At 68.4% G+C, this 15,419-nt stretch carries 14 protein-coding genes; 6 read left to right on the top strand and 8 right to left on the bottom strand.

The genetic code is table 11. The features are described from left to right. The 3 genes from A5747_RS13325 to tkt all read right to left on the bottom strand — a co-directional run. On the bottom strand, positions 1-765 hold a 765-nt coding region (locus A5747_RS13325), incomplete at its 3' end, for a glucose-6-phosphate dehydrogenase (protein ID WP_142245576.1). Further along, positions 762-1,883 (bottom strand): transaldolase, encoded by a 1,122-nt coding sequence (gene tal, locus A5747_RS13320; protein WP_076124902.1) that lies wholly within the window; start codon positions 1,881-1,883, stop codon positions 762-764. The genes A5747_RS13325 and tal, both read right to left, overlap by 4 nt. 15 nt (positions 1,884-1,898) lie before the next feature. Beyond that, complete coding sequence (gene tkt, locus A5747_RS13315) at positions 1,899-3,989, bottom strand: transketolase (protein WP_076124900.1); 2,091 nt, start codon at positions 3,987-3,989, stop codon at positions 1,899-1,901. A 255-nt stretch (positions 3,990-4,244) separates the two neighbouring features. On the opposite strand from tkt, the gene A5747_RS13310 reads away from it, so the two are divergent. Continuing rightward, positions 4,245-5,159: a heme o synthase gene (locus A5747_RS13310; RefSeq protein WP_076124898.1), complete on the top strand. Its 915-nt coding sequence runs from the start codon at positions 4,245-4,247 to the stop codon at positions 5,157-5,159. A gap of 4 nt (positions 5,160-5,163) precedes the next feature. On the opposite strand, the gene A5747_RS13305 is transcribed toward A5747_RS13310, so the two are convergent. Beyond that, positions 5,164-6,138, bottom strand: a complete 975-nt coding sequence (locus A5747_RS13305) for a quinone oxidoreductase (protein ID WP_076124896.1) — start codon at positions 6,136-6,138, stop codon at positions 5,164-5,166. A gap of 19 nt (positions 6,139-6,157) precedes the next feature. On the opposite strand from A5747_RS13305, the gene A5747_RS13300 reads away from it, so the two are divergent. Continuing rightward, on the top strand, positions 6,158-6,805 hold the full coding sequence (locus tag A5747_RS13300) for a hypothetical protein (protein WP_076124894.1): 648 nt from the start codon (positions 6,158-6,160) through the stop codon (positions 6,803-6,805). Here A5747_RS13300 and A5747_RS13295 read toward each other — a convergent pair. The 4 genes from A5747_RS13295 to mptB are packed head-to-tail and all read right to left on the bottom strand — an operon-like array spanning position 6,755 to position 11,195. Then, positions 6,755-7,726, bottom strand: a complete 972-nt coding sequence (locus A5747_RS13295) for a heme A synthase (RefSeq protein ID WP_369805091.1) — start codon at positions 7,724-7,726, stop codon at positions 6,755-6,757. The two genes, A5747_RS13300 and A5747_RS13295, sit on opposite strands and share 51 nt — an antisense overlap. A gap of 48 nt (positions 7,727-7,774) precedes the next feature. After that, positions 7,775-8,554 carry an ABC transporter permease gene (locus A5747_RS13290; protein WP_076124890.1) on the bottom strand — a complete coding sequence of 260 codons (780 nt, stop codon included), beginning with the start codon at positions 8,552-8,554 and terminating at the stop codon, positions 7,775-7,777. Then, complete coding sequence (locus A5747_RS13285; protein WP_076124888.1) at positions 8,551-9,486, bottom strand: ABC transporter ATP-binding protein; 936 nt, start codon at positions 9,484-9,486, stop codon at positions 8,551-8,553. The genes A5747_RS13290 and A5747_RS13285 overlap by 4 nt, the downstream gene beginning before the upstream one ends. Further along, the gene (gene mptB / locus A5747_RS13280; protein WP_076124886.1) at positions 9,483-11,195 is read right to left on the bottom strand and encodes a polyprenol phosphomannose-dependent alpha 1,6 mannosyltransferase MptB; all 1,713 of its coding nucleotides are present in this window, start codon (positions 11,193-11,195) and stop codon (positions 9,483-9,485) included. Before mptB ends, A5747_RS13285 begins: the two co-directional genes overlap by 4 nt. Between mptB and A5747_RS13275 the strand changes: the two genes are divergently transcribed. Genes A5747_RS13275 through sufC form a run of 4 tightly spaced genes read left to right on the top strand, consistent with a single transcriptional unit; the run spans position 11,189 to position 15,418 of the window. Beyond that, the gene (locus A5747_RS13275) at positions 11,189-12,040 is read left to right on the top strand and encodes a metalloregulator ArsR/SmtB family transcription factor (RefSeq protein ID WP_198938186.1); all 852 of its coding nucleotides are present in this window, start codon (positions 11,189-11,191) and stop codon (positions 12,038-12,040) included. The genes mptB and A5747_RS13275 overlap by 7 nt on opposite strands. Next, positions 12,037-13,485, top strand: a complete 1,449-nt coding sequence (gene sufB, locus A5747_RS13270) for a Fe-S cluster assembly protein SufB (RefSeq protein ID WP_076124883.1) — start codon at positions 12,037-12,039, stop codon at positions 13,483-13,485. Before A5747_RS13275 ends, sufB begins: the two co-directional genes overlap by 4 nt. Further along, positions 13,482-14,639, top strand: a complete 1,158-nt coding sequence (sufD, locus tag A5747_RS13265; protein WP_076124881.1) for a Fe-S cluster assembly protein SufD — start codon at positions 13,482-13,484, stop codon at positions 14,637-14,639. The genes sufB and sufD overlap by 4 nt, the downstream gene beginning before the upstream one ends. Next, a complete protein-coding gene (gene sufC, locus A5747_RS13260; protein ID WP_076124879.1) occupies positions 14,636-15,418 on the top strand; it encodes a Fe-S cluster assembly ATPase SufC in 783 nt (260 codons plus the stop codon). Before sufD ends, sufC begins: the two co-directional genes overlap by 4 nt. Position 15,419 lies beyond the last annotated feature (1 nt).

Genomic DNA, 15,419 nt, shown 5'->3' with positions numbered 1-15,419 from the left:
CTCGAGGTCGACACCCGCCGCTGGCCCGATGTCTTCGGCCATGGTGATCTGTACGTGGTCGACGTAGTGCGCGTTCCAGATCGGGTCCCACAGTTGATTGGCGAAGCGTAACGCCAGGATGTTCTGAACCGTCTCCTTGCCCAGGTAGTGGTCGATGCGGAACACCGACTCCTCGGGGAACACCGAGTTGACCACGTGGTTGAGTTCGCGGGCGCTCTCCAGATCGTGGCCGAACGGCTTCTCGATGACGACCCGGCTCCACCGGTCGTCCTGCGGACGGGCCAGCCCGGAGGAGTGCAGCTGTTCGCACACCACCGGAAACGATCTGGGCGGGATCGCCAGGTAAAAGGCGTGATTGCCGCCGATGCCGCGCTCGGCGTCGAGTTTCTCCAGCGTCTCGGCCAGTCGCCCGAACGCGGCCTCGTCGTCGAACTCGCCGCGCACGAACCGCAAACCGTCCGCCAGCCGCTCCCAGATCGCCTGGCGGAACGGGGTACGGCAATATTGCTTCACGTCGTCGAGGATCACCTGGGCGAAGGTGTCGTGAGCCCAGTCGCGGCGGGCGAAACCCACCAGGGAGAAGGTGGGCGGCAGCAGGCCGCGGTTCGCCAGGTCATAGATGGCCGGCACCACCTTCTTGTGGGCCAGATCGCCGGTGACGCCGAATAGCACCATCGCACAGGGGCCGGCGATCCTTGGTAGGCGCTTGTCTTCTTTGTCCCGCAGCGGATTACGCCACTGCGTGGCGGCGGCGGCCCGGCTCATTTAGCGGCGGAACCCAGTTGCTTCTGCGTTTCCTCAAACAGCTCGGTCCAGGAATCCACGAACTTCTCCACGCCCTCGTTTTCCAGCACCACGAACACGTCGTCCAGGTCGACCCCGACCGCCGAAAGCTTGTCGAACACCCCCTGGGCGGCCTGTGCGGTGCCGGTGACCGTGTCGCCGTTGATGACGCCGTGGTCGGCGACCGCGTCAATTGTCTTCTCCGGCATGGTGTTCACCGTGTTCGGCGCGACGAGCTCCGTGACGTAGAGGGTGTCGGCGTAGTCGGGATTCTTGACGCCGGTCGACGCCCACAGCGGACGCTGCACCCGGGCCCCGTCGGCCTTGAGCGCCTGGTAGCGATCGCCGCCTTCGAAGACTTCCTGGTAGGCCGCGTAGGCCAGCCGGGCGTTTGCGACACCGGCCTGGCCGCGCAACGCGAGCGCGTCCTCGGTGCCGATCTTCTCCAGCCGCTTGTCCACCTCGGTGTCCACCCGGGACACGAAAAACGATGCCACCGAATGGATCTTGGACAGGTCGTGTCCGGCCTCGCGGGCCTTTTCCATCCCGGCCAGGTAGGCATCCATCACCTCGCGGTGTCGTTCGACGGAGAAGATGAGGGTGACATTGACCGAAATCCCCTCGGCCAGAACGGCGGTGATGGCCGGAATACCGGCCTTGGTGGCCGGGATCTTGATGAACAGGTTCGGCCGGTCGACGATCTTCCACAGCTCGACGGCCTGCGCGATGGTCTTGTCGGTGTCGTTGGCCAGCCGGGGGTCGACCTCGATGGACACCCGCCCGTCGACGCCGTCGGAGGCTTCCCACTCACGCGCCAGTACGTCGCATCCGTTGCGCACGTCGTCGGTGGTGACGGTGCGGATGGTGGCATCGACATCGGCGCCGCGCTCGGCCAATTCGGCGATCTGTTTGTCGTAGGCGTCGCCTTCCGCGAATGCCTTCTGGAAGATGGATGGATTGGTGGTCACGCCAACGACACTCTTGGTGTCGATCAGCTCCTGCAGGTTGCCCGACTGCAGCCGGTCCCGCGACAAGTCATCCAGCCAAACGGACACGCCCGCGGCGCTCAACGCCGCAAGGTTAGGGTTCTGACTGGTCATGTGAATCACCCTTCCTCAGTTGTCCACTACCTGTTCCGCTGCGGCCGCAACGGCTTCGGCGGTGAAGCCATATTCACGGAACAAAGTCTTGTAGTCGGCGGATTCCCCGTAGTGCTCGACCGACACGATCTTCCCGGTATCGCCCACCAGCTTGTGCCAGGACTGCGCTACGCCCGCTTCGACGGCGACCCGGGCCGACACCGACGGCGGCAGCACGCTGTCGCGGTATTCCTCGGGCTGGGATTCGAACCACTCCACGCACGGCATCGACACCACCCGCGCCACAATGTCGCGGTCCGCCAACAGTTTCTGGGCCTCGACAGCAAGCTGGACCTCGGAGCCGGTGCCGATCAGGACCACGTCGGGCTCGTCACCACCATCGTCACCGAGGATGTAGCCGCCGCGTCCGACGCCCTCGAAGTTGGTGCCCTCCAGCACGGGCACTCCCTGCCGCGTCAGGATCAGGCCGACCGGGCCGCTGCCGTTGCCGCGGGCCAGGATCGTGCGCCACGCATAGGCGGTCTCGTTGGCGTCGGCGGGTCGCACCACCGACAGGTGGGGGATCGCACGGAGCGCCGACAGGTGTTCGATCGGTTGGTGGGTGGGGCCGTCCTCGCCGAGCCCGATCGAATCGTGCGTCCACACGTAGATGGTGTCGATGTTCATCAGCGACGCGAGCCGCACCGCCGGGCGCATGTAGTCGGAGAACTGCAGGAAGGTTCCGCCATAGGCGCGGGTCGGTCCGTGCAGCACGATGCCCGACAGGATGGCGCCCATCGCGTGCTCGCGCACACCGAAGTGCAGGGTGCGGCCGTACCAGTCGGCGGTGTAATCCTTCGTCGAAATAGACGGGGGCCCAAACGATTTAACGTTGTCCATGGTGGTGTTGTTGCTGCCCGCCAGGTCGGCCGAACCGCCCCACAGCTCCGGCAGTTTCGGGCCGACCGCGTTCAGCACCTTGCCGGACGCCGCACGGGTGGCCAGCGGCTTGTCTTCCGGTGTCCAAGTCGGGATGTCCGCGTCCCAGCCGTCGGGCAGCTTCTCTGCCGTCAACCGGTCCAGCAGCGCCTTGCGTTCGGGTTCGCGCTGTGCCCACGCCTCGAACTCGGGTTGCCATTTCTCGTGCGCCTCTTTGCCCCGGTCGACCAGCTTGCGGGTGTGGGCGATGACGTCTTCGCGCACCTCGAACTTCTTCTCCGGATCGAAGCCGAGGATTTTCTTGACGGCCGCGACCTCGTCGTCGCCCAGCGCCGCGCCGTGCGCCTTGCCGGTGTTCATCAGGTTGGGCGCGGGGTAGCCGATGATCGTGCGCAGCGAGACGAACGACGGCCGGTCGGTGACGGCCTTCGCGTTGGCGATGGCCTCCTCGATGGCGACCACGTTCTCGCCGCCCTCGACCTCCTGTACGTGCCAGCCGTATGCGCGGTAGCGGGCGGCGGTGTCCTCGCACAGCGCGATGTTGGTGTCGTCCTCGATGGAGATCTGGTTGTGGTCGTAGAACACGATGAGGTTGCCCAGCTGCTGCACGGCTGCCAGCGACGAGGCCTCCGAAGTCACGCCCTCTTCGATGTCCCCGTCGGAGGCGATCACGTAGATGTGGTGGTCGAACGGGCTTTCCCCGGGGGCGGCGTCCGGGTCGAACAAACCACGCTCGTAGCGCGAGGCCATCGCCATCCCGACCGCCGACGCCAGGCCCTGCCCGAGCGGGCCGGTGGTGATCTCGACGCCCTTGGTGTGCCGGAACTCCGGGTGTCCGGGGGTCTTGGATCCCCAGGTGCGCAGCGATTCGATGTCGGACAGCTCCAGGCCGAAGCCGCCGAGGTAGAGCTGCAGGTACAGCGTCAGGCTGCTGTGCCCGGCCGACAGCACGAACCGGTCGCGGCCCAACCAGTGCGGATCGCTGGGGTCGTGCCGCATGGTGCGCTGAAACAGCGTGTACGCGAGCGGGGCCAGGCTCATCGCCGTCCCGGGGTGCCCGTTGCCGACTTTCTGGACCGCGTCGGCGGCCAGCACCCGGATGGTGTCGACCGCGGCCGAGTCGATGTCGGTCCAGTCGTCGGGAAGGTGCTGTTGGGTCAGCGTGGAGATCTCTTCGAGTGTGGTCACAGACTCAATCCTTGGGTCATCAAGCTGATCAGTTTCACCCTAGTGCGGGAGCGCCAGCGTTTGCAGTGCAGGATTTGGGGTACGCGGGCCGGCCGGTGTGAAAATTACGCGCAGGCCGATCACGCTTTGCATTCAGTCCCGCAAACGGGAAAATCTCGGAGTGAACCGACCCTGCGGGCGAGACGCCGCAGGCAGGCGGTCTACCATCGTGCGTAGTAGATGCTGCGCGCTGCTGCGACCCCGAGGAGTTATTGCGTGAGCGTTCGCGGGCGCGTCGCGCCGAGCCGAATACGCCCCACCGTGCTGGCGTACCTGGCGCTGACCAAGCCGCGGGTCATCGAGCTGCTCTTGGTCACCGCGATACCCGCGATGCTGCTCGCCGACCGCGGGCACGTGAACCCGCTGCTGATCCTCGACACGTTGATCGGCGGAATGCTCGCCGCGGGGGGTGCCAACACGCTCAACTGCGTGGCCGACGCCGATATCGACAAGATGATGAAGCGGACCGCCCGCCGGCCGCTGGCGCGCGCAGCGGTGCCGACGCGCAACGCGCTGGTGCTCGGGCTGGTGCTCAGCGTCGGGTCGTTCTTCTGGCTGTGGTGGACGACGAACTTGCTCTCGGGCCTGCTTGCCATCGCCACCATCGCGTTCTACGTGTTCGTCTACACGCTGCTGCTCAAGCGGCGCACGTCGCAGAACGTCGTGTGGGGCGGCGCGGCCGGATGCATGCCGGTGATGATCGGATGGTCGGCCGTCACGGGCACCATCGGCTGGCCGGCGCTGGTGATGTTCGCGATCATCTTCTTCTGGACGCCGCCGCACACCTGGGCGCTGGCAATGCGGTACAAGGACGACTACCGAACGGCGGGCGTTCCGATGCTGCCGGCCGTGGCGACCGAGCGTCAGGTCACCAAGCAGATCCTGATCTACACCTGGTTGACGGTACTGGCGACGCTGGCGCTGGCGCCGGCCACCGGCTGGCTCTACGCGGCGGTCGCGCTGCTGGCCGGGGTCTGGTTCCTGGCGATGGCCCATCAGCTTTACGCCGGGGTCCGCGCCGGCGAGCCGATCAAGCCGCTGCGGCTGTTCCTGCAGTCGAACAACTACCTCGCCGTGGTGTTCTGTGCGCTGGCGGTCGATTCGGTGATCGCGCTGCCGACCCTGCTCTAGCGGCTTACGGCAGCAGCACCACCGACCCGGTCGTCTTTCGGCCCTGCAGGTCTTCGTGGGCGCGGGCCGCTTCGGCCAGCGGGTAGCGTCCGCCCACCTCGATCCGGATGGCGCCGCCGGCGACCGCGTCGAACAGTTCCTCCGCGCGCCAGTTGAATTCCTGGGCGGTGCGCATGAAGTGCACCAGCGAGGGGCGGGTCAAAAACACCGATCCGGCGGCATTGAGGCGCTGCGGATCGAATGGCGGAACCGGTCCGCTGGCGCCGCCGAACAGCGCCAGCGTCCCGCGGACGGCCAGGCTGGCCAGGCTGGCGTCGAAGGTGCTGGCGCCGACGCCGTCGTACACGGCCGCCACACCCGCGCCGTCGGTGAGCGCGCGAATCCGCTCGCCGAACTGCGCGGGGTCGTCGGGGTAGGAGAGCACCTCGTCGGCTCCGGCGTCCTTGGACGTCCGCGCCTTCTCCGGCGTCGACACCGTGGTGATCACCCGGGCGCCGAGCAGATGCGCCCACTGGGTGAGGATCAGCCCGACGCCGCCGGCGCCGGCGTGCACCAGCACCGCGTCGCCGCTTTGCACGGGATACACGGACTTGAGCAGGTAGTGCGCGGTCAGGCCCTTCAGCAGCACCGATGCCGCCACATCGGAGCCCACACCGTCGGGCACCTTTGCCGTCAAAAACGCTGGGGCGGTGGCGAATTCGGCGTAAGCGCCGGAGGCCGCCGCGGACGCCACCCGGTCCCCGGCTCCGAACCCGTCGACCCCCTCGCCCGTGGCGACGACGGTGCCGCAGGTTTCCTGGCCCAGGATGAAGGGCAGCTCACGCGGGTAATGGCCCGAGCGGAAGTAGGTGTCGATGAAGTTGACGCCGATCGCCTCGGCCTTGATCAAGACCTGGCCGGGGCCGGGCGTGGGCTCAGTCGTCTCCACGTAGCGCAGGACTTCGGGACCACCGGTTTCGCTGATTTCGATTGCGTGCATGCGGATATCATGCCCGGGCATGAAGCTCGCCCGGCCGGACGTCTTCCATCCCCGGATCGTGCTCGCGGGCGGCCCGCGCCACGCCGACGACGCCGGGCTGGTGCCCGCGCTGCGCGCTCGAGGCCTCCACGCTCGTTGGCTGCCCTGGGACGATCCGGAGACGCTGCGCGCCGACGTGGTGATCCTGCGCGCCGCGCCCGATGCGCTCCGGCGCGACGAATTCCTCGCCTGGATCCGCCGCGTGCGCCACCCGCTCAACCCGACCGACGCCGTCGCCTGGAATCTCGGCGAGCGGTACCTGCGCGACCTGGAGCGCGACGGGGTGCCGACGCTGCCCGGCGGGACGGCACGGTCGGTGTTGGTCTTTCTCGGCGGGAAGAAGTCGCATGCCTGGCCGGGCGAGCCGGAGTTCGAGGTCTGGGATTTGGGTTACGCCGCACTCGCGTCGGCCGCCGAGCGCGCCGGGATCGGCGTCGGCGAGCTGCTCTATGCGCGCGTCGACGTGGCCGGGGACCGGCTGGTGGCGCTGGACGTCATCGCGCCCTCGCTGGGTTGGTCGCATCTTGACGCCAGCACCCGCGACCGGGCCCAGGGGCGGTTCGCGCTGGCCGTCGAGTCAGCGTGCGAGCGGCTCGGGCTCGGCCCGCTGTCGCATCGACGCCCATAGCGCCGCGGTGGCCGCCGTGCATGCGGCGGCACCCGCCACGTGAACGGCGACCAGGGCGGCGGGCACCCCGGTGAAGTACTGCGTGGTGCCGACGGCGGCTTGCGCGCACACCAGCGCGAGCAGCACGCCGAGCCGCAGCACGACGGCCCTGGTGGCGCCGACCGCCAGCAGTCCGAAGCCGAGGCCGACCAACAGCGCGAGGTAGGCGATCAGCAGCGACGAATGCGCGTGCACCAGGGTGGTGATCTCGACCTTGAGCCGCGGCACGGTCCGGCTGGGACTGCGGTCACCGGCGTGCGGTCCGGCGGCGGTCACCAGGGTGCCCGTCACCAGCACCGCGGCGAGATTCACCGCGGTGAGCGCCGTGAGCGCGCGCAGCGGCCTGGCCACCCGCTCGGAGACCACCCCGTCGTCGGGCTCACCGACCTTGACGTAGAGCAGCACCGAGAGCCACACCATGGTCATCGACACGAGCAGGTGGATGGCGACCGTCCACCAGAGCAACCCGGTGCGCACGGTGATGCCGCCGATTACCGCCTGCACCACCGTCGACACCGGCATCAGCCACGCGTAGGTCAGCACCTCGGAGCGCCGCCGCGCCCGGGTCACGGCCAGCACGGCCAGCGCCGCGGTGATCACCACCCCGATGCTGAATAGCCGGTTGCCGAATTCAATGGCCTGGTGCACCCGCGGCACTTCGGTCACCGTGACCGGGACGAAGCTGCCCGGGAAACACCGCGGCCAGGTCGGACAACCCAGGCCCGACGCGGTGACGCGGACGATCGCGCCCGTGACCGCGATGCCGCCCTGGGTGAGTATCACCGTCGCGGCGATGACCCGCTGGACACGCAGACTGGGGTGGGGGAGCAGGTCCACCAACCGCAACAACGCTCGTCTCAGCACCGCCCGATCGTAAGGCAACCAAAACTACGGTCTGTAGTACGGCCTGGTCGCGGCGGCAAGGACACCTCAGGTGAAGCGGAACCAGCGCAGCGCGGCCAGTCCCGCCGCCGTCCCCCATGCCGCCAGGACGGCGACGCCGAACCAGTCCGCCGACAACGCCATGGCCCGTGACAGCGCCTCGGTGAGCGCACCGGACGGGGTCAACCGGGCGGCCCACTTGAACCCCGCCGGGATCAGGTTGGTCTCCACGGTCAGCGCGCCAAGGCCGGCGAAGACGAACCACATCAGGTTGGCCACCGCCAGCACGATCTCGGCGCGCAGCGTCCCGCCCAGCAACAGCCCCAGGGCCGCAAAACAGGCGGTGCCGAGCGCGATCACCGCCGCGCCAACCAGCAGCGCCGCCGGGGCCGGCCGCCAGCCCAGCCCAAAACCGATGGCCCCCAACAGGATTGCCTGTAGGAACACCACCGTGACCACGGCCAGCGACTTGCCGGCGATGATGCCCCAGACCGGAAGCGGGGTGGCCCCCAGCCGTTTGAGCGCGCCATAACGGCGGTCGAACGCGACCGCGATCGCCTGCCCCGTGAACGCGGTCGAGATCACCGCCAGGGCCATGATCACCGGGACGAACGTGGCGGCGCGGTTGTGGCCGAACGAACCGAGCGGCAGGAGCGTGAGGCCGACCAGCAGGGTGATCGGGATGAACATGGTCAGCAGCAGCTGTTCGCCGTTGCGCAGCAACAGCTTCAACTCCAGGCCGAACTGCGCGGCAAGCATCCGCGGCACGGCGTTGGGCCGGGGGTCGGGGGTAAACGTGCCCGCGGGGAAGACGTCCGATTGAGTCACTGCCGCAACTTCCTGCCGGTGAGGTCGAGGAACACATCCTCGAGGCTGCGTTGCTCGACGCGCATGTCGGTGGCCAGCACGTCGATCTGCGCGCACCACGCCGTGACTGTGGCCAGCACCTGCGGGTCGACCGGCCCTTCGACGAGGTACTCGCCCGGCGTCACCTCGCTGGCCTTGTAGTCCTCGGGTAGGGCCGCGGCCAGCAGGGACAGATTCAGCCGCGGCGGCGCGGTGAAACGCAACTGGTCCTTGGCGCCGGCGCGCATCAGTTCGGTCGGAGTGCCCGACGCCACCGTCACGCCGTGGTCGATGATCACCAGCCGATCGGCGAGCTCCTCGGCCTCCTTGAGCTGGTGGGTGGTCAGCAGCACCGTCGCGCCGTCGCGCCGCAGCGCGTCGATCAGTTCCCAGACCAGCAGCCGGGCGTGGGCGTCCATGCCCGCCGTGGGTTCATCGAGGAACACCAGTTCCGGACGTCCGACGAGCGCGCAGGCCAGGGCGAGCCGCTGCTGCTGTCCGCCGGACAGCCGTCGATAGGTGGTCCGGGCGGCGTCGGTGAGGCCGAGGGTGTCCAGCAGCCACGCCGGGTCCAGCGGGTCGGCGGCGTACGAGGCGACCAGGTTGAGCATTTCCCCGGCCCGCGCCGCGGGGTAGCCACCCCCGCCCTGCAGCATCACGCCGATGCGGGCACGCAGGCGGGCGTTGTCGGCGATCGGGTCGAGCCCGAGTACTTCGATGGTGCCGGCGTCCGGGCGCACGAAGCCTTCGCACATCTCCACGGTCGTGGTCTTGCCGGCGCCGTTGGGCCCGAGCAGCGCCAGCACCTCCGCAGCATGCACGTCCAGATCGAGGTCGCGCACGGCCTTGGTCGAGCCGTAGTGCTTGCTTACGCCGCGCAGTCGGACGACCGGGGCGTGTGGGGCCGAGCTCACGTGGAATCAGCGTAGGCGTCGGGCGCCGTCTCGGAACTGGGGGAGGCGCTCGGGGTCTTCGACGCCGCGGGCGCGGACAGCTCAATGGCCGTCTCGCCGTTGGCTTCTGGGCTCCTCGGCTGCAGCGGTCGCCACGGCAAGCGGGTGTATGTCAGCGCGATGAGCATCGCCACGATGACGGTGCTGGCCACGGTGGCGTCCACGATCTGGAAGAGCGCGAAGCGGTCGCCGTTGGCCGTCGGCCCGAAGATGCCGACGACGAGGGTGATGACGATGACGGCGACCCGGAAGCCGGTGCGGGTGGCCCACGCGGCCAGCGGAATGATCGCCCACAACAGATACCAGGGCTGCACGACGGGAAACAGCAACACCGTGATGCCCAGCGCGACGCCGAGGCCGCCGATCGGGTGCAGCCGCCCGCGGAAAACGGCCAGCAGCAGCCACAGCACCATCACCATGATGATCAGCACACCGATGCCACGGGTGAGCGCCAGCACGGCGGTCGTGTGATCGCCGAGGCCCAGCAGGATGCCCACCTGCCCGGTGCCGAGCGCCAGCAATGTCGGCGGCGACATCCAGCTGCGCACCACGTTCGCGGTGCCCAGCGTGTAGATCCAGCCGAATCCGAGCCCGCTGGCCCAGCCGACCAGCGCCATCACCGACAGCGACAGCGCCGCCATTCCGCCGCCCGTGAGCAGGAGCGCGCGCAGGTTGCCCCCGCAGCGGTACGCCAACGCCATCGTGACGAATCCCAGCGCCAGCAGCGACGGCAGCTTCACCTGCGACGACAGTGTGATCAGGACCGCGCCGGCCAGCAGCATGCCCAACGGTTCCCAGTCCGGGCCGAACCGCCACGAGCGGGGCAGCAGCCGTGGGGAGTCGATACCGCGCAGCGCGAATTCGGCGCCGGCCAGCATCAGCCCGAGCATCAGCGCCTCGTTGTGGATGCCGGCGACCAGATGCATGATCAGCAGCGGATTCGCGGCGCCCAGCCACAGCGCGCTGACCTCGGCGACGCCGCAGCGCCGCGCCAGCCGCGGCGTCGCCCACACGATCAGGCCCACCCCGAGCAGCACCACGAGCCGGTGACACAGCACCGCGGCGACGATGTTTTCGCCGGTCACGGCCGAGATTCCGCGCCCGATCCACAGGAACAGTGGACCGTAGGGTGCCGGCGTCTCGCGCCACAGGCTGGGCACGGACAGGGTGAACACGTGGGACAGGCCGAGCCCGGACGCCGGGCCCACCCGGTAGGGATCGAGTCCGTCCAGCGAGATCTGACTCTGCGCCAGGTAGGAGTAGACGTCCTTGCTGTACATCGGTGGCGCGATCAGCAGCGGCAGCGTCCACAGCAGCAGGGTGCGGTCCAGGTCGCCGCGCGACATCCGCCGGCTGCCCAGCGCGAAGCGGCCCAGCATCAGCCAGGCCAGGGCCATCATCACCGCCCCGGTCGTCGTCATCGTCAGCGACACCGTCTGGATCCGCGACGGCAGGTTGAGCAGCCGGACCCCGAACGTGGGGTCCTGGACGACGGGCCGGGCCCCGGCGCCCAGGGCGCCGATCGCCATCAGGACGGTGCCGGTGGCCCCGAACAGGCGGGTGCGCTGCAGCGCGGTGAGCTCGGTATCGTTCAGCGGCGTGCCCACAGCCTGCTCATCGCCGTGCAAACTGGCGATCGAAGAGCTCAGCGTGTGGTGGCGGGCTGCCATCAGAGCAGCGTAGCCGGTGTGACCAGCGCAACCGTCCACACAGGGCACCCTTGCTGGACCGAATTCCGGAATTGCGTCACACTGGTGTTGTGAAAATCCGTACCAGCTACCCGGACGCAGCTGCGCCTGCAGCGGGGGCGGCGGCGCCGGATGGCCAGACGCAGACCCGCCGGGCCATCGTGCGCTTACTGCTGGAATCCGGATCGATCACCGCCGGCGAGATCGGCGACCGGCTGGGCCTGGCCGCCGCCGGTGTGCGGCGTCACCTCGACGCGCTGATCGACGCGGGCGATGCCGAGTCCGCGCCCGCCGCGCCCTGGCAGCAGGCTGGGCGCGGCAGGCCGGCGAAACGGTTTCGGCTGACCGCCGCGGGCCGGGCCAAGCTCGAGCACTCCTACGACGACCTGGCGGCCGCGGCCATGCGGCAGCTGCGTGAGATCGGCGGGGAGGACGCGGTGCAGACGTTCGCCCGCCAGCGCATCGACGCGATCCTCGCCGGCGTGCCAGCGGCCGAGAGCGCCGATGACGACGACGTCGAGGCGGCCGCCGAGCGAGTCGCCGGCGCGCTGACCAACGCCGGCTATGTCGCCACCACGACGCGGGTCGGCGGGCCGATCCATGGCGTGCAGATCTGCCAGCATCACTGCCCGGTATCGCACGTCGCCGAGGAATTCCCGGAGCTGTGCGAGGCCGAGCAGCAGGCGATGGCCGAGGTGCTGGGAACTCACGTGCAGCGGTTGGCGACCATCGTCAACGGCGACTGCGCGTGCACCACGCACGTACCCCTTACTCCGGCGCCCAGCCCGCGCCGCGACACCACGAGCATCAAAGGAGCGTCCGTATGACACTCACCCCGGAGGCCAGCAAGGTCCCCACCCAGCCGCTGACCCAGGCGGAGGCCATCGCGTCGCTGAGCCGGTACGGCTATGGCTGGGTGGACTCCGACACCGCGGGTGCCAGCGCCCAGCGCGGGCTCTCCGAGGCGGTCGTCCGCGACATCTCGGCGAAGAAGAATGAGCCGGAGTGGATGCTGCAATCCCGCCTGAAGGCGCTGCGCATCTTCGAGCGCAAGCCGATGCCGAACTGGGGTTCGAACCTGGGCGGCATCGACTTCGACAACATCAAGTACTTCGTGCGCTCCACCGAGAAGCAGGCCGCCACGTGGGACGACCTGCCCGAAGACATCCGCAACACCTACGACCGTCTGGGCATCCCGGAGGCCGAGAAGCAGCGCCTGGTCGCCGGCGTCGCGGCCCAGTACGAGTCCGAGGTCGTCTACCACCAGATCCGGGAAGACCTTGAGGCGCAAGGCGTTATCTTCCTCGACACCGACACGGGTCTGCGCGAACACCCCGAGATCTTTCAGCAGTACTTCGGCACCGTGATCCCGGCGGGGGACAACAAGTTCTCCGCGCTGAACACCGCGGTGTGGAGCGGTGGATCGTTCATCTACGTGCCGCCGGGCGTGCACGTCGACATCCCGCTGCAGGCCTACTTCCGGATCAACACCGAGAACATGGGCCAGTTCGAGCGGACGCTGATCATCGCCGACGAGGGGTCCTACGTGCACTACGTCGAGGGCTGCACCGCGCCGATCTACAAGTCGGATTCGCTGCACTCGGCGGTCGTCGAGATCATCGTGAAACCGCATGCGCGCGTTCGGTACACGACGATCCAGAACTGGTCGGGCAACGTCTACAACCTGGTCACCAAGCGGGCCCGCGCCGAGGCCGGCGCCACCATGGAGTGGATCGACGGCAACATCGGGTCGAAGGTGACGATGAAGTACCCGGCGGTATGGATGACCGGCGAGCACGCCAAGGGCGAGGTGCTGTCGGTGGCGTTCGCCGGCGAGGACCAGCACCAGGACACCGGCGCCAAGATGCTGCACCTGGCACCGAACACGTCGAGCAACATCGTGTCCAAGTCGGTGGCGCGTGGCGGCGGCCGCACCTCGTACCGCGGCCTGGTGCAGGTGAACAAGGGTGCGCACGGATCGCGCTCGAGCGTGAAATGTGATGCGCTGCTGGTCGATACGATCAGCCGCAGCGACACCTACCCGTACGTCGACATCCGCGAGGACGACGTCACGATGGGTCACGAGGCCACCGTGTCGAAGGTCAGCGAGAACCAGTTGTTCTACCTGATGAGCCGTGGGCTGACCGAGGACGAGGCGATGGCCATGGTGGTGCGCGGCTTCGTGGAGCCGATCGCCAAGGAGCTTCCGATGGAGTACGCGCTGGAGCTCAACCGGCTGATCGAGCTGCAGATGGAGGGCGCGGTCGGATGACCGCAGCACTCAACAAGGGAGAGCTGTTCGCCTCCTTTGACGTTGACGCGTTCGAGGTTCCGCACGGCCGCGACGAACTCTGGCGGTTCACCCCGCTGCGACGCCTGCGCGGCCTGCACGACGGCTCGGCGCGCGCCACCGGCAAGGCGGAGATCAGCATCGGCGAACAGCCGGGCGTGCGCGTCGAGACGGTGCACCGGGGCGACGAGCGGCTCGGTCAGGGCGGCGTTCCCGCCGACCGCGTTGCGGCCCAGGCATTTTCGTCGTTCAACTCGGCGACGCTGGTCACCATAGGGCGAGACACCCAAATCGCAGACCCGGTGAACATCGCCATCACCGGACCCGGCGAAGGTGCCGTGGCCTACGGGCATCTGCAGATCAGGGTCGAAGAGCTCGGTGAGGCGGTCGTGGTGATCGACCACCGCGGCGGTGGGACCTATGCCGACAACGTCGAGTTCGTCGTCGACGACGCCGCCCGGCTCACCGTCGTGTGGATCGCCGACTGGGCCGACGACATGGTGCACCTGAGCGCGCACCACGCGCGACTGGGCAAGGACGCCGTGCTGCGTCATGTCACCGTCACGCTGGGCGGCGAGGTGGTGCGGATGTCGGCCAACGTGCGGTACACGGGGTCCGGCGGGGACGCCGAGCTGCTCGGGTTGTACTTCGCCGACGACGGTCAGCACCTCGAGTCGCGGCTGCTGGTCGATCATGCCCATCCCGACTGCAAGTCGAATGTGCTGTACAAGGGTGCGCTGCAAGGGGATCCGCACTCGGCGCTGCCGGACGCCCACACCGTCTGGGTCGGTGACGTGTTGATCCGGGCCGAAGCCACCGGCACCGACACCTTCGAAGTCAACCGCAACCTGGTGCTCACCGACGCGGCACGCGCGGACTCGGTGCCCAACCTGGAGATCGAGACCGGCGAGATCGTCGGCGCCGGGCACGCCAGCGCCACCGGGCGTTTCGACGACGAGCAGCTCTTCTACCTACGCTCCCGGGGCATCCCGGAGGACCAGGCCCGCCGGCTGGTGATCCGCGGGTTCTTCGGCGAGATCATCTCCAAGATCGCCGTTCCCGAGGTACGGGAACGCTTGACCGCGGCCATCGAACACGAACTGGCCCTTACCGAATCGAGAGCAACAGCTTCATGACGACCCTGGAAATCAAAGACCTGCACGTCAGCGTCGACGATCCCAACGCCCCGGAGGGGGAACGGGAGATCCCCATCCTCAAGGGGGTGGACCTGACCGTGAAATCCGGTGAGACGCATGCGTTGATGGGCCCGAACGGCTCCGGCAAGTCGACGCTGTCCTACGCGATCGCCGGTCACCCGAAGTACCGCGTGACCTCCGGATCCATCACGCTCGACGGCGCGGACGTGCTGGCGATGAGCGTCGACGAACGGGCGCGGGCCGGGATATTTCTGGCCATGCAATATCCGGTCGAGGTGCCCGGCGTCTCGGTGTCGAACTTCCTGCGCTCGGCGGCCACCGCCGTGCGCGGCGAGGCCCCCAAGCTGCGGCACTGGGTCAAGGAGGTCAAGGGGGCGATGACGTCGCTGGAAATCGACCCCGCCTTCGCCGAGCGCAGCGTCAACGAGGGATTCTCCGGCGGCGAGAAGAAGCGCCACGAGATCCTGCAGCTCGAGTTGCTGAAGCCCAAGATCGCCATCCTCGACGAAACCGACTCGGGGCTGGACGTCGACGCGCTGCGGGTGGTCAGCGAGGGCGTGAACCGCTACGCCGAGACCGAGCACGGCGGCATCCTGTTGATCACGCACTACACCCGCATCCTGCGCTACATCCACCCGGAATACGTACACGTCTTCGTCGGCGGGCGCATCGCCGAATCCGGCGGCTCGGAGCTGGCGGACGAACTCGAGGAGAACGGCTACGTGCGCTTCCAACAAGCGGCGGCCACCGGGGCCTGAG

The sequence above is a fragment of the Mycobacterium sp. IS-836 genome, assembly GCF_001954275.1.
Lineage (GTDB): Bacteria > Actinomycetota > Actinomycetes > Mycobacteriales > Mycobacteriaceae > Mycobacterium.
The sequence above is the reverse complement of the archived record's forward strand: the minus strand, read 5'-3'. Positions and strand labels throughout refer to the sequence as shown.

Excerpts from the sequence above, each read along its gene's own strand:
- tal (WP_076124902.1), bottom strand. The coding sequence starts at position 1,883 with ATGACCAGTCAGAACCCTAACCTTGCGGCGTTGAGCGCCGCGGGCGTG.
- A5747_RS13305 (WP_076124896.1), bottom strand. The coding sequence starts at position 6,138 with ATGCACGCAATCGAAATCAGCGAAACCGGTGGTCCCGAAGTCCTGCGC.
- A5747_RS13300 (WP_076124894.1), top strand. The coding sequence starts at position 6,158 with ATGAAGCTCGCCCGGCCGGACGTCTTCCATCCCCGGATCGTGCTCGCG.
- mptB (WP_076124886.1), bottom strand. The coding sequence starts at position 11,195 with ATGGCAGCCCGCCACCACACGCTGAGCTCTTCGATCGCCAGTTTGCAC.
- sufB (WP_076124883.1), top strand. The coding sequence starts at position 12,037 with ATGACACTCACCCCGGAGGCCAGCAAGGTCCCCACCCAGCCGCTGACC.
- sufD (WP_076124881.1), top strand. The coding sequence starts at position 13,482 with ATGACCGCAGCACTCAACAAGGGAGAGCTGTTCGCCTCCTTTGACGTT.
- sufC (WP_076124879.1), top strand. The coding sequence starts at position 14,636 with ATGACGACCCTGGAAATCAAAGACCTGCACGTCAGCGTCGACGATCCC.